The sequence below is a fragment of the Streptomyces javensis genome, from assembly GCF_039525925.1.
In the GTDB taxonomy this organism is placed as follows: domain Bacteria; phylum Actinomycetota; class Actinomycetes; order Streptomycetales; family Streptomycetaceae; genus Streptomyces; species Streptomyces asiaticus.
The window spans coordinates 100,663-114,650 of the sequence record NZ_BAAAIF010000030.1 but is presented as its reverse complement, the minus strand read 5'-3'; the positions used below and the strand labels follow the sequence as shown (position 1 = coordinate 114,650).

Genomic DNA, 13,988 nt, shown 5'->3' with positions numbered 1-13,988 from the left:
CGCCGCCCCGGGCCGCGAGGCCGCGCGGCTCCCCGCCGGGCGGCGCCGCGCCCGGTCCGCCCAGCGCACGGTGCACGTCCAGATCGGGCGGCTGGAGGTCACCGCCGCCACCCCGCCCGGCGCCGACCGCGCCACGGGCGCCCGCACCGGAACGACGGGACGGCGCGCGCCCGCGCTGAGCCTGGAGGACTACCTGGCACGCGGCGAGAAGAGGGACTGACACCATGAGCAACGGACTCGCCTTCGCGACCGTCACCCAGGCCCTCGCGCTGCTGATCGCGAACAATCTGCGGCCCGAGATCGACATCGCGGTCACGGTGGACACCCGTAGGCCCCCGGCCGAGCCACCCACCGAACCGACCATCAACATCTTCCTCTACCAGGTCACCCCGAACGCCTCGATGCGCGCCACCGACCTGCCCACCCGCGCCTCGGACGGCACCCTGCTCAAGCGACCGGCCGCGGCGATGGATCTGCACTACCTGATCAGCGCGTACGGCGAGGAGTCCGAACTGGTCGGGCAGCGCCTGATCGGCACCGTGGTGCGCATCCTGCACGAGATCCCGATGCTGCCGAAGGACGTGATCGAGGAGGCCGCCCGGCGCTCGTATCTGACGGGCAGCGACCTGGTCGAGGCGGTGCAGCGGGTGCGCTTCACCCCGACGCAGATGGACGTGGACGAGACCTCGAAGCTCTGGGGGATGCTCTACCAGACCCCGTATGTGCTGTCGGTCTGCTACCAGGGCTCGTTGGTCCTGATCGAGGGGCGCGAGCGCCCGGTCCCGGCGAAGCCGGTGGAACGGCCCACGGTGCGGGTGCTGCCCTTCGGCGCCCCGGGGGCGCCGGAGCCACCCATCCTGCCGGGGGCGGAAGGGGAACGGCCCGGGGAACCCGCCGAGGCGGAGGGGGAGGGGAAGGCGGCGGGGGAGGCCGAGACCCCGACGCCCGCCCGGCCCGTCAAGAAGCGCCCCGCCGCCACGAAGACGGCCGCGGCCAAGACCGCCAAAGCCGCCAGGACCGCCAAGGCGGCGGCCACCAAATCGGCCGCGGCCAAGACCACGAAGTCCGCCGCCGCCAAGTCGGCCGCCTCACCCACCCGTGCACGCAAGTCCACGCCCCGGCGCCGCGGTGGCCGCTCCGAGGACACGGAGAGCTGAGGCACCCGGTGGGGGAGAAGGGGGTGGACGACACCATGGGCACGCGAAACGGCCGCGCATCGGCGGCGCCTGACGCCGTCGCCGACGGCGCGGACGCCATCGAGGGTGGGGACGCCGTCGCGGGTGCGGACTCGGACGCGGGTGGGGACGCCGCTGCGGGCGAGGACTTCGTCGCGGGCGCAGACTCCAGCGCGGGGGCCGCTCCCTTCGCGGCCGAGTCCGTCGCGGCCGAGGACGGGCAGGCCCTGGCCGCCGCCGTCGAGGCGGTACTGGACCGCGTCGACGCCCATGCCCGCCGCGCCACCACCAACGGCTCCCGGCCCGGCCACCCCCGCCACGATGCCACTGGGCCCGGCGCCGTACACCCCGATGCCACGGGCTCTGGCGCCGCCCGCACAGGCGCCGCTGGTCCCAGCGCCGTTCGCCCCGGCCCCGCCTCCGGTGCTGCCGCCCCCGGCGCCGCCACCACTGACGAGCCCATCGCTCCGGCCGACGACGGCCAAGGCCGCGACCGCCGTACGTCCCAAGGGCCCACATGCCCAAGGGCGACCGTGGCAGACGCTACACGGGACCCGTCGGCCGAGCCCGAGCCCGGAACCTCGGACGCCACCCCCGCCACCGCCGCCCAGCCGCCCCGCACCGAAGACCACGAGCAACATCCCACCACCGCACGCCCCCACCCCACCCCGAAGGCGATCCCCGGCCCCGCCACCCTCGACGCGCTCGTGGCCTGCTTCGGGCTCAGCACCTTCGAGCGCCAGCTCGTCCTGCTGGCGGCGGCCGCCGAGCTGGACCCCACCACCGCCGCGCGGTGTGCCGCCGCCAGTGGCGATCCGGCCCGTGCGTACCCCACCTTCTCGCTCGCCCTCGCCGCGCTCGACAAGCCGCACTGGAGCGCGCTCACCCCCGTGTCCCCGCTCCGCCGCTGGCGGCTGGTGGACCTCGACGACGAGACCCGCCTCACCACATCGCGCCTCCGCATCGACGAGCGGATCCTGCACTTCCTGGCCGGGTCGCCCTACCTCGACGCCCGGCTGCACGGGCTGCTGCGCCGTGCGCAGCCCCCGCGGACCCTGCCCCCCTCGTACGACCGGGCGGCGGACCAGGTGGCCGCGGGCTGGAACGAGTCGCGTCCGGAGGCGCCGTTGCGCGTGGAGCTCGTCGGCGGCGATCTGACCACCCGTACCGACATCGCCGCCGAGGCCGCCCGCCGCACCGGACTCGCGCTGTACGTCATGGCGTCGGACGACGTCCCCACCGACGCGGCCGAACGCGACCGCCTGGCCCGCCTCTGGCAGCGCGAGGCCGTACTGCTGCCCGCGGCACTCCTGTTGGAAGTCGGCGAGATGGACCGGGAGCAGACGGCCGCCACGGACGCGTTCATCGAGGGCGCCGCCGTGCCCCTCGTGGTCTCCAGCGAGGACCCGCGCCGGACCGGCCGCCCGCGCGGTGAGCGCGTCGCCGTGCCCGGGCTGGACGACGACGAACAACTTGCCCTCTGGACGGACGCCTTCGCCGACATCCCGCGGATCGAGGAGGCCCATCTGCGGTCGCTGGTCGCCCAGTTCCAGCTGCCACCCCACATCATCCGCTCCGCGGCCGCCGCCGTACGCCGTGACCTCCCCGACGCCGATGCCGATATGGACGCGCTCGACCCCACCGACCTCGCCTGGCGAGCCGGGCTCATCGAGGCGCGCATCGGCCTGGACGAGCTGGGGCGCCGGATCGAACCCGAGGCCGCCTGGGACGATCTGGTGCTCGCCGACCACCAGGCGCGGATCCTGCGCGAGATCGTCGCCCACGTACGGCAGCGCGCCACCGTCCACCAGGAGTGGGGCTTCGCTGCGACGCTCCGCCGCGGCCTGGGCGTCACCGCCCTCTTCGCGGGCGGCTCCGGCACCGGCAAGACCCTCGCCGCCGAGGTGATGGCCAAGGAGCTCGGTCTGGATCTCTTCATCATCGACCTCTCCCAGGTGGTCAGCAAATACATCGGAGAGACCGAGAAGAACCTGCGCAAGGTCTTCGACGCCGCCGAGCGCGGTGGCGCACTGCTCCTCTTCGACGAGGCGGACGCGCTGTTCGGCAAGCGCAGCGAGGTCAAGGACAGCCACGACCGGTACGCCAACCTGGAGGTCAGCTATCTGCTGATGCGCATGGAGGCGTACCGGGGCCTGGCCATCCTCACCACCAACATGAAGAAGGCCCTCGACCCGGCCTTCATGCGCCGGATCCGCTTCGTCGTGGACTTCCCCTTCCCCGGCGAGAGCGAGCGCGCCGAGATCTGGCGCCGGATGCTCCCCGCCCGGGCGCCGATGAAGGACATCGACCCCGAACGCCTCGCCCAACTCACCGTGGCGGGCGGCTCGATCCGCAACATCGCGCTCTCCGGCGCCTTCCTCGCCGCCGAGGAGGGCGACCGCCTCCAGATGCGCCACATGCTGGCGGCGGCGCGCACCGAGTACCAGAAGCTGGACCGTTCGCTCACACCCTCGGAGGTCACCGGATGGGTCTGAACGAGGAGCCGCGCACGGTCCGTGTGGACATCGGCGAGCTGGCACTGACCGGCTTCGACGCGGGGATCGACCCGGACCAGGTCGGGGTGGCATTCCAGACAGAGCTGACCCGCCTCGTACAGGAGCGCGGCGTACCGTTGGCGGCGACCGGGGCCGACCGCGCCCTCGACGTCCTGTCCGACCTGCCCCCGCTCCCCGCCACCACCTCCCCGGCCCGGCTGGGCGAGGCCCTGGCCCGGGCCGTGCACGCGGGCCTGTCCGGAAGGGGGCGGGAGGGGACATGAGCAACACACCGTCCACCACCCAGGACGACCGCGCGTCCCAGTCCGCCAAGCGCCGCAAGCGCAAGGAGCGGACCGGCAAGGCCCGTGCGCCCGAGCCCAAGGACATCGTCAGCGGCGCCGGACAGCCCCTCGACCCGAGCGTCCGGCGCGACCTCGAGGAACAGCTCGGACACGACCTCGGCCAGGTCCGCCTGCACACCGACCGCGATGCGGGCCACCTCACCGAACTGCTGGGCGCGGACGCGGTGGCGGTCGGCCAGGACATCTTCTTCCGCGAGAACACCTACCGCCCCGGCACGACGGACGGCCAACGCCTCCTCGCCCACGAACTGCTCCACACCGTCCAGAACCCCCACGGCCTCGGCACCCTGCGCGCGGGCCGCGACCTGGGCGCGGTGAGCCTGCCGCAGGACGCGATGGAGCGCGAGGCGGAGGGCACGGCGCGGGAACTGGTCCGCGGCGGGCAACCGGAAGCGGGCGTGGCGCCGGAGAAGTCCACGACCCCGGGCTGGCTCCGCTACGCCACGGTCGACGCCGACCGCAACCGCATGGAGAAGCTCGACCCGGCCACCCTGGTCGACCGCCTCGCCAACAGCGTCGTCCGCTCCCTGCGCGGCGACCCCGAGGACCGCTCCAAGCGCACCCGTATGCAACTGGCGCGGATGCCGGACGAGGTGCAGGACGCCGTCCTCGACCGCCTGGAGACCAGGCTGCTCAGCTCGGAGCACGAGCGGGTGCTCGACTTCGTGGACGAGATCGAGGCGGACGACAACCTGGAGCGGGAGTCGCTGGCCGCCCCGGACGTCGAACCGGACCCGGTCGAGGAGCTGCTGTTCGAGCGCGAGACACGGCGGCGGAGGGCGGAGGAGCACCGCGAGGAGGAGCAGCGCCCGGCGCCCGCACCGGGTCCGGAGAAGGACGGGCCCGCGGGGGAGGACGCGCCGGGCAGTACGCCGCAGAACGGTGGGGGCGCGCCCGAGAAGGAGGGCCAGAGGCCGGGCGCTGACGCGGGACACCAGGGCGGAAGCCCCGCGTCGGATGGGAAGTCCGGCGGTTCGGCCTCAGCAGCCGCCGCTCAGCCCCAACCCCAGTCCCAACAGCCGTCCGGCGGTGAGCGGAAGGACGAGGGCTCCGAGAAGGGCAAGGAAGGAAAGGAAGACAAGGAGAGCGAGGGGAAGGAAGGGCAGGAGCAGCAGGGTGTCGCGACGCCGAGCAAGGAGGAGTCGGCGGCCAAGAACCGCCCGGGCGCGGTCGATTCGCTCGTGGCGGGTCAGCAGCTGAAGCAGCAGGACAAGCGGGACGCGGACAAGCCCACCGGTTCGCCGATGGCGTCCGGCAAGGACACCCAGTGGCCCGGCGCCTTCTCCACGCTCGACGGTGTACGGGCCCAGGATCTCGACGGTCCGGAGGAGCGGGCCGACGAGGATCCGTTCGGCTCCGGCAGTGAGTCGGAGGTCGAGGTCGGGGGCGCGGAGAAGAGCGCCTGGGACATCAAGCTCCAGCCGGAGGACTTCCTGCCCGAGCAGGACCTCGACGTGTCCGGCGTACCGACCGCGGACCAGCTCGACCCCGCCTCGTCCGCCGGCGCCCCCGTTCCGTCCTTCCCCGCCCCTCCGCTGACCAAGGCCGACAAGGTGCAGGCCGAACGGGACGCGGAGGACGCCGAGGACGAGGCGGAGGACGCTGAACCCGAGGAGGACCCCGGAGACTCGGCCGCCGACGCGGAGCCGTCGACGGAGGCGGACGAGGGCACGGCGGCCGCAGGCGAGGGGCTCGGCGGCCTCGCCGTGGAACAGGCCGCCGAGAGCCGACCGGGACCAGCCACGACCCGCGACCCGAAGAGCGGCGCCGACCCCAAGGACGGGCCCGTCGTCGCGCAGACGACGGTGCAGGAGGCCGCGGGCAGGTCGGAGGACGGCAGCGAAGCCACCGAACAGGCCACCAAGGAGGAGAAGGGCACACCCGCGGCGGGTGACGCGCCGGGCGGTGCGCAGGAGAAGGCGTCCCAGCAGGCGGTGGGCGGTCAGACGGTGCAGGAGCCCGCGGCCGAGGCGGAGCAGAAGAAGGCGGACGCGGCACCGGCGGCCAGGAGCGAACCCACGGCGGACGCCAAGTCGCCCTCACCGGCGCGGGACACCCAGGTCACGGGCGGGTCCAACGCGGATACGCCCGGCGGGGCGAGCAGTGGGGCGCAGAGCGGGCAGGGCGCGCCGGCGGGGCGTACGGAGGCCCCGGCGGCGGAGCCGGCGCCGTCCGCGCCGGAACCGAAGAAGTCCGCCGAGCCCGCGCCGCCGGCACCCAAGTCCGCGTCGGGAGCAAAGCCCACAGCGCCCAAGTCGGCACCGGCCCCCAAGACACCGCGTGGCGGTGGCGGAGGGGCGGGTGGAGGCGGTGGCGGCGGCAAGGCATCCGCCCCCGCCAAGGGCAAGAAGAAGGACTCCGGACCGGCCCCGAACCTCTCCCAAGTGTCCCCGGAAGCGGGCCTATCCACGGCCTCCAGGCTGAAGCCCCACGTGGCGTTGCAGGCCATGACGGGCGTGAGCGGCTCGGTCAACCGCACCGTCGGCGACGAACACAAGGCCCTGGCCGCGGCCCCACCCTCGATGCAGCGCCCGGCGGGCGCCCCGCAGACCCTCCAGGGCAAGCCGAAAACCGACGCCCCGGCCCAGTACTCGCAGGATCCGGCGCAGAAGTCCGAGGCGCCGGAGAAGGAGGACGCCAAGGTCGAGGGCGCCAAGGAGCCCAAGGGCCAGATCGAGGCGGAGAAGGCCGAGGAGCCCGGCGGCTGGGACACGTTCAAGATGGCCCTGGGCTTCATCGGCGGCAAGATCGTGAACGCGGCCGCGAGCCTCTTCGGCGCCGACAAGCCCGTAGTGGACCCGCAGGCGCTGGCCGCCAAGTTCGCCGGGCTGCCGACCAAGGACGAGGCGCTCAAGCAGGCCCAGGCGGGCAACGCGCCGGGCGTACAGATGCGGGGCGCTGCCGACCAGACGGCTGGTGAGCAGGGCTCGGCCGTCGACACCAAGGGCCAGGAAACCGTCGCTACGGGCCGCGACGACGCGGGCCGGGGGATGGGCGAGGACCAGGTCTATCCCAACGCTCCCAAGGAGCGGATGGAGGCGAAGGTCCCCGGCCAGCAGGGCGGCGGAGGCGGCGGTGCGCCCGGGGGCGGCGCGGCGACGGGTGCCGTGCCTCCCGAGGCCGCGTCGGAGGTGGCCGAGCACGAACGCGGACCGCAGTTCCAGGCCGCGTTCTCCGATGGCCAGAAGAGCATGTCCGAGGGGCGGCAGACCAAGGACCGCGACTTCAGGAACGGTCAGCAGCAGCACAAGCAGCAGGTCAACGCGGAGATCGCGACCAACACCAAGAGTCAGGCGAGCGAGCGTCAGAAGGCGATGACGGAGGTCACCGCCAAGCGTCAGGACTGGCGCACGGAGCAGGACAAGGAGCTCCAGTCACTCGGCGACAAGAAGACCGAGCGCCACGAGAAGATCCGCAAGGACGTCAAGGACAAGGAAGAGAAGACCGACAAGGACGTCGACAAGGAGAAGGACGACAGCGACAAGAAGATCCAGGACAAGAGCGACCAGGCCGAAAAGGACGCCGAGAAGAAGCGCGACGACAGTGTCGAGGAATCGGGCAACTGGGTCAGCAAGGCCTTCGACTGGATCAAAGACAAGGTCATCGAGATCAAGAACGCGATCGTCCGCGTCATCAGGGAGGCGCGGGACGCGGTCATCGGCTTCATCAAGAACTTCAAGGAGACCGTCGAACGCTGGATCAACGACGCTCGTAAGGCGATCGTTGACGCGATCAAGAACTTTATCAACGACCTGATCGAGTTCGCCAAGGCGATGGTGCGGGCCGTCATCGACCTGGCCAAGCGCATCCGGAACTTCATCGCCGGCCTGATCAACGCCGCGATCGCCCTGGTCAACAAGCTCGCCACGATGCTCAAGCAGGCCATCACCGACCTGCTGAACGCCCTCGGCAAGCTGCTGAGCAGCATCCTGGACGTCCTGAAGAAGATGCTGCTGGACGTCGTCAAGGCCGTCGTGGACGCGGTCAAGGCGGTCCTGGACTTCGCCTCCAAGCTCTTGGGTGCGCTCGGCGACTTCATGCTCATCGCGGTCGACTTCCTCACCGACCCGGGCGGCTGGCTGAGCGGGGCGAAGAACTCGGCGGTGGACGGCGCGAAGAACCACCTCTTCCGCGAGGTGAAGTCGGCCGTCAAGGAATGGTTCCAGTCCAAGATCCAGGAAATCATCGGCGTTCCCAAGGCGATCCTAGACAGGCTGTTCAAGGGCGGCTTCACGCTGGAGCAGATCGTCAAGGAGACGTGGGACGCGATCGTCCCCCAACTCCCCTTCATCATCGGCGAGATCGTCATCACCAAGGTCATCGCCAAGTTGATCCCGGGTGCGGGCTGGGTGATGGCCGTCATCGACGCCATCCGCACGGCCATCGGCGCGCTCGGCGCGATCCTGCGCGCAGTGGGCGCGGTCCTCGACTGGCTGAAGCTCGTCCGCATGGGCGGCGCGGGAATTCTCTTCGCGAAGGCCGTCGCGGCGGGCATCGTGGCGCTCCTCGAATTGGCCTACCAAGCGCTGCTGTCGGGGATCGGCAAGTACGTCGCGAAGGTGGGCCGACGCTTCAAGGCCATCGCGGCGAAGCTGGGCCGGGGCAAGGGTGGCAGGGGCGGAGCTGGAGGGAAGGGCGGCGCGGACGGGGAGGGCGCGGAGGGCCGGGGCAGCAAGCCGAAGCCCGACGAGAAGCCCGAACAACCGAACTCACCGAGGACGAGTACTCCCGCAACACACCCGACTACGCGCCCCACGACGACAACGACCACGAAGCCGAAGCCCACAACGCAGTCGCAGCCCAAACCGACCAGGGCCGACACTCCAGGCAGGCCCAGGCCCGGCCCCGCTGATACCAAGCGGCCCACCAGCGCCAAGGACAAGAACGGCCACCCGAAGACCGAGGAAGACGAACGGCCCGACACCCGCCCAACCCCAACGGCCAAGCCCAAGCCCAAGCCGGAACCCCCGGCGAAGCCCAAGCCCGAGACGCAGACCAAGCCCAAGCCGGATAAGGACGGCACCCCGGGCAGCCCCAAGGACGACAAGGGCCCGGAGGACAGGCCCAAGAACGACGACAAACCCCCAACCAAGGACCCCAAGGATCAGGACCCCACCAAGCCCAAGCCGGACAAGGACGACGACAAGCCCACCAGGCCGAAGAAAGACGACGGCAAGAAGCCCAAGCCGGACAAGGACGGTGACAAGCCAAGCCCCCGAAAGCCCAAACCCAACAAGGACAGCCCCGGCAGGCGACCAAACAAGAAGGGCCCTGACAGGCGCAAACCCCACCCCGACAAGAGCGGCCCGGGCAGGCCCAAGTCCAAGCAGGAAAAGGACAGGCACAAAAAGGAAGAGGACTCGAGAGAGTCCAAGGGGGATCGGCTGGATGAGATCATCGCCCGGATTCGGCCACGCATTAATGAAAAGCTTCTCCCTGGAATTGTTGAGAAAGATCTCCAGGAGATGCTTGACAGGCTTCAGTCTTGGTATCGACTTACCGGCCTCGAAAAACGTGGCGGGAAAAACTTTTCGGTGATCGCTTCGCTGAACCCGGACCGAATTTCTAACACGGGCCACGAAGAAGAAGAGCACATCGTCGCTCACGACCAGAACGCGTACAAAACCTATGTGAACTACCTGGAGGAGCAGAAAGACCCGGATCTCCCATCACCCGTGGCGCCTGATTTCAACGACGACCAATTGGCTAGTAATTTCGAGGCTAAATACCTCAACAGGCTGTGGGCAAAGAAGCACGGAGAATGGATAAGTCAGGATGCGCACTTGCAGATTCCCAAGCCGTTTCAGTACATCTTGCAGAACGACCTGAACCAGCGTCACCCCAAGGGGCGGTGGGTTCGCATGCACATGCTTCCAGCGGCACTCGGAGGGCCGGCCAAGGGGTCAAACCTTGTCCCCGCGAGAAGCACGGTGAATAATCCTGAATTCTATCAGAAAATCGAGAAGTTCGCGGAGGCGCGAATCGCAGAAGAAGATGATACTCGCGACGACAAGCTAACCATGATCTCTTATAAAATTAACCTAACGTACCACAAGGCAGAGATAGAGGGATTTCCTCGGACCATTGAGGCAGAATGGAAAACATATGACTATGATCGAAGTAAAAAGGACTGGGATGAGGTGACGCCTGTCGCGCCGCATAAGCATGACTCGGGGATTCTTGAACCTCCACCGACGCGCGAAGGTGACGCACCCGAGGTATACCTTAATTCTTATGACGCGATGAAACTGCGGAAGCTGTTGGGGATCAGCAAGGAGTTCGCCAGCGCCATAACAAAGGTTCGCAATAACGGAACGAAGCCACAATCTGTCGCTGAGGTGATCGAGCGCATCGAGAATGACCCGGAAATCACTCTCGCTGGCGAAGCATTCAATGAAGGGAAGGCCTTGCTGGTGCAAGAGCAGAATCGCATCAATTGGGGAACCCATAGGAGGAGGTGAAGGTTAATGCGAAATTTGAGTGGTATCGAGTCGGACCTCTTCCGCGCCTATCGTGAAATAGAGAGTGCGGTGCAGTTGCGCAGCCAGTATGTAAACCTTGGAGAGTTGGGTATGGAATTCCATCAAAGGCCGACTCTCTTTGCTGGCCTGCCGGGGTGGGAAGACGTCATACTCAGTCAAGACCTCTGTCAGAACACCCCTCGCGTCACGGAAATAAAGGCCTACTGGAGCACTGTCGCCCCACTTCCCGAGCTCCAAGGAGAATTCTGCGTGGGTGACGTCTTCACCGACCTTATTCAACCTCCACCTGAGCCGCTCTGGGAAGGAAGCCCACCCGAGGACAGGGCCTTCTTCTCTTCGATCCGGGTAGTTGATGACGCTCCTGTTATAGGAACCGGGCACTGGGCTGGCATAAGGATTCTTCCGCACACGGACCCCCTTGAGATGTGGTTCTACGATCCGCAGCTCGTGCGCATACCGGAGGCGGAGAAGCCATACTTTCGAATCGATCTCACATATCCTGAATATCTCCGGAATCTCGCCATCACCAAGGGCGCTCTGGGGTGGCAGTACTTGTTCACGGAAACAGTACCCCTCAATTCTCCCGGTCTCCGGGAGACAATGGTGCGATTGCAGGACATGATGGAGATTCTGCCCACGCTCTTTCCTGGCTGGGATTATGGGCCGATTTCCGAAAGGTTGGAGGCCCGTCTATGACCCGCTACGCCGACATCCCCAAACCCATCCGCTCCGGAATCGTCCTGGTCGACCCCGAGCGGGGGACGCCGCAGCGCATCATCGTGTTGCAGTTCAATCCGGACACGCTGGAGCGGTCATTGGCTCCCCAATCCGCCGGCGACCAAGCCGACAGCGGCGGAGGCGGCAGCGGAAGCGGGGACAAAAACGAGGCGCTGCGCCTCAAGGGCCCCGCCCAGGAGACGTGGAAGTTCACCGCGGAGATCGACGCGACCGATCAGTTCGAGGTGGCCGCGCCCGACGGGATACACCCGCAGCTCGCGACGCTCGAAATGCTCGTGCAGCCGACCACGGCCAAGTTGCGGGACGCCATGCGGCTCTCCAAAAAGGGGACCATCGAGATCAGTCCCATCGAGATGCCGCTGACCCTCTTCACCTGGGGGAGTAAGCGGGTCATGCCCGTGCGGATAACGGAACTTTCGATCAACGAATCGGCATTCGACGTCAACCTCAACCCCATCCGGGCATCCCTCAGCATCGGGCTGAAGGTGCTCACCGTCAGCGACCTGCCCGCCGGCCACCGTGGGGCCGAGCTCTACCTCGCGCATCTCGCGCAGAAGGAACGGCTCGCGGCGGCCGCGCGCGGAGGGGCGCTCAGCGCGCTCGGGTTGAACAGCGGGGACATCGGGCTGGGGAGGGTGTAACAAGACATGGCACAGCCACAGCCTTACGAGAGCGCGCTCGACGCGATTCCGGGGGCGCACCCCTACCCCCGCTCCAGCCGGTACCACGACGCCGAGATCGGGATTCACACGCAGCCCGACGGTACGCCCGTCCGGTACGTCAAGCGGCGGCTGCTGCCGCCCCTCGGTGAGGCTGGGGTGGACGAGGACACCGCCACCCACACCGTCAGCAGTGGCGAGCGCCCCGACCACCTCGGTCAGCGCTACTTCGGCGACCCCGCCGCCTGGTGGCGGATCGCCGACGCCAACCCCGTCCTCGACCCCCGCGAGCTGACCGCCGAGCCTGGCGAGGAGATAGCGATACCGGACGGGTACGCGGGAGGCGGAGGCGGTGGGCGTCATGGCTGATGAGCCCGTCGGGCAGGGGCCCATCCACCTCGAATTACGGATGGGGCCCAAGCTCACCCGCCCCGTGCCCCCCGAGGTCACCGACGCGCTGCTGTCCGCGCAGATCACCACCACCGCGGGCGAACGCAGCGGCTTCCAGATGGCGTTCGACCTCACCAAAAGGGGCGCGATCATCGATCGGCTGCTCCCCGAGGGGTTCTTCGACCCCCGCACCCGCGTCATCGTCACGGCCGCCGTCAAGGGCACGCCGATCGTCCTCCTCGACGGGCTCATCGTGCGCCACGAGGTGGGGGCCAGCAATCAGCCGGGGCAGACCACCCTCACCGTCACCGGCGAGGACCTCACCCTCCTCATGGACCTCGAGGAGCGGGCCGACCGTTACCCCAACCTCTCACCCTGGCAGCGCGTCACCCGCATCCTCACCAAGTACACCGACTACGGCATCGAGGCCGACGTCGTCAAAGAGAAGATCCTCCAGCCGCCCAACGCACAGCGCCGCGTGGACTACCAGACCGGCACCGACCTCCAGTACGTCACCGATCTCGCCCACGCCAACGGCTATGTCTTCTACCTCATCCCCGGGCCCGTGGCCGGCGTCTCCACCGCCTACTGGGGGCCCGAGAAGCGCGTCGGCACGGCCCAGCACGCCCTCACCGTCAACATGGACGTCAACTCCACCGTCGACCAGCTGACGTTCGCCTACGACGGGACCGCCCGCGAGGAGCCCCAGGCCCGTGTGCAGGACCCCGCCACCCGCACCTCCACCCTCCTCGCCCAGCCCGACATCAGCCCTCTCCGGCCGCCCCTCGGCAAACGGGCCACCCCGGCCCTCAAGCGCAAGACGCTCTCCGGCACCGCCAAGAAGGACCGGGCGCAGGCCGAGGCCGAGGCGCTGGCTAGGGCCGCCACCACCGCCGACGCCATCTCCGGTTCCGGCTCGCTGGACGTCAACCGGCATGGGTACATCCTCCAGCCACGCCAGCTCGTCGGCGTCCGGGGAGCCGGGGTCACCTACGACGGGGAGTACTACGTCAAGACCGTCACCCACCACCTCCGGCCCGGCTCCTTCCAGCAGAACTTCACGCTCACCCGCGAAGGGCTCATCGCCCGGAGCGACACCGTTCGGCCCTAAGCCCTCAAGGAGCCCCTATGGCGGCCACGCCCAACAACCGCTTCCTCGGCAAATTCCGGGGCCGGGTGCGGGACAACCAGGACCCGCTCGGCATCGGCCGGATCACCGTCGAGGTGCCCGATGTCCTCGGCGATGAGCCGTCGACCTGGGCCATGCCCTGCTTCCCCTTCACCGGGGAGCAGCAGCGGCCCGCCGGGCAATACGTCGTGCCGTCCGTCGGGGCGGGGGTCTGGGTGGAGTTCGAGCAGGGCGACCCCAGCTTCCCCATCTGGACGGGGTGCTGGTTCGGGGCGCGGGACCAGCTCCCGGAGGACGCGCGGTCCGATCCGGCCACCGCGCACCCCGTCGTCATCCAGACACCGGGGAAGCACAAGATCGTGATGTCCGACGTTCCGGCCGAGGGCATTCTGCTCCAGGCTCCCGGTGGCGCGTACATAAGGATCGACGCGACCGGGGTGCACATGGACAACGGCCAGGGGGCTTCCGTCTCCCTCTTCGGGGACCAAGTCGACCTGAACAAGGGCCGGTTGACCGTGCCCAAGAAGCGATAGCCACAAGAAGCGATAGCCACAA

Annotated in this window: 9 protein-coding genes and 1 pseudogene; all 10 read left to right on the top strand. The window is 68.8% G+C overall.

The features are described 5' to 3' along the window. Positions 1-220: pseudogene (locus tag ABD329_RS25535) on the top strand (hypothetical protein); the annotation flags it as partial. A 4-nt stretch (positions 221-224) separates the two neighbouring features. Further along, positions 225-1,157 (top strand): Pvc16 family protein, encoded by a 933-nt coding sequence (locus ABD329_RS25530; RefSeq protein WP_344316956.1) that lies wholly within the window; start codon positions 225-227, stop codon positions 1,155-1,157. A gap of 35 nt (positions 1,158-1,192) precedes the next feature. Further along, positions 1,193-3,670: an ATP-binding protein gene (locus tag ABD329_RS25525; protein WP_344316960.1), complete on the top strand. Its 2,478-nt coding sequence runs from the start codon at positions 1,193-1,195 to the stop codon at positions 3,668-3,670. Continuing rightward, positions 3,661-3,954, top strand: coding sequence for a hypothetical protein (locus ABD329_RS25520; protein WP_198281800.1), 294 nt, complete (start codon positions 3,661-3,663; stop codon positions 3,952-3,954). The genes ABD329_RS25525 and ABD329_RS25520 overlap by 10 nt, the downstream gene beginning before the upstream one ends. Continuing rightward, positions 3,951-10,496 (top strand): eCIS core domain-containing protein, encoded by a 6,546-nt coding sequence (locus tag ABD329_RS25515; protein ID WP_344316955.1) that lies wholly within the window; start codon positions 3,951-3,953, stop codon positions 10,494-10,496. The genes ABD329_RS25520 and ABD329_RS25515 overlap by 4 nt, the downstream gene beginning before the upstream one ends. A 15-nt stretch (positions 10,497-10,511) precedes the next feature. Next, entirely contained in the window at positions 10,512-11,213 is a 702-nt protein-coding gene (locus ABD329_RS25510; protein WP_198280886.1) for a hypothetical protein, read from the top strand. After that, positions 11,210-11,896 (top strand): hypothetical protein, encoded by a 687-nt coding sequence (locus ABD329_RS25505; protein WP_138912572.1) that lies wholly within the window; start codon positions 11,210-11,212, stop codon positions 11,894-11,896. The genes ABD329_RS25510 and ABD329_RS25505 overlap by 4 nt, the downstream gene beginning before the upstream one ends. Before the next feature lie 6 nt (positions 11,897-11,902). Then, positions 11,903-12,283: a LysM peptidoglycan-binding domain-containing protein gene (locus tag ABD329_RS25500; protein ID WP_198280885.1), complete on the top strand. Its 381-nt coding sequence runs from the start codon at positions 11,903-11,905 to the stop codon at positions 12,281-12,283. After that, positions 12,276-13,415 carry a hypothetical protein gene (locus ABD329_RS25495; RefSeq protein WP_198280884.1) on the top strand — a complete coding sequence of 380 codons (1,140 nt, stop codon included), beginning with the start codon at positions 12,276-12,278 and terminating at the stop codon, positions 13,413-13,415. Before ABD329_RS25500 ends, ABD329_RS25495 begins: the two co-directional genes overlap by 8 nt. Before the next feature lie 17 nt (positions 13,416-13,432). Next, a complete protein-coding gene (locus tag ABD329_RS25490) occupies positions 13,433-13,966 on the top strand; it encodes a phage baseplate assembly protein V (protein ID WP_198280883.1) in 534 nt (177 codons plus the stop codon). The last annotated feature ends 22 nt before the right edge of the window (positions 13,967-13,988 follow it).

Coding starts and splice junctions, on each gene's coding strand:
- ABD329_RS25530 (WP_344316956.1), top strand. CDS start 225: ATGAGCAACGGACTCGCCTTCGCGACCGTCACCCAGGCCCTCGCGCTG.
- ABD329_RS25525 (WP_344316960.1), top strand. CDS start 1,193: ATGGGCACGCGAAACGGCCGCGCATCGGCGGCGCCTGACGCCGTCGCC.
- ABD329_RS25520 (WP_198281800.1), top strand. CDS start 3,661: ATGGGTCTGAACGAGGAGCCGCGCACGGTCCGTGTGGACATCGGCGAG.
- ABD329_RS25515 (WP_344316955.1), top strand. CDS start 3,951: ATGAGCAACACACCGTCCACCACCCAGGACGACCGCGCGTCCCAGTCC.
- ABD329_RS25505 (WP_138912572.1), top strand. CDS start 11,210: ATGACCCGCTACGCCGACATCCCCAAACCCATCCGCTCCGGAATCGTC.
- ABD329_RS25500 (WP_198280885.1), top strand. CDS start 11,903: ATGGCACAGCCACAGCCTTACGAGAGCGCGCTCGACGCGATTCCGGGG.
- ABD329_RS25495 (WP_198280884.1), top strand. CDS start 12,276: ATGGCTGATGAGCCCGTCGGGCAGGGGCCCATCCACCTCGAATTACGG.
- ABD329_RS25490 (WP_198280883.1), top strand. CDS start 13,433: ATGGCGGCCACGCCCAACAACCGCTTCCTCGGCAAATTCCGGGGCCGG.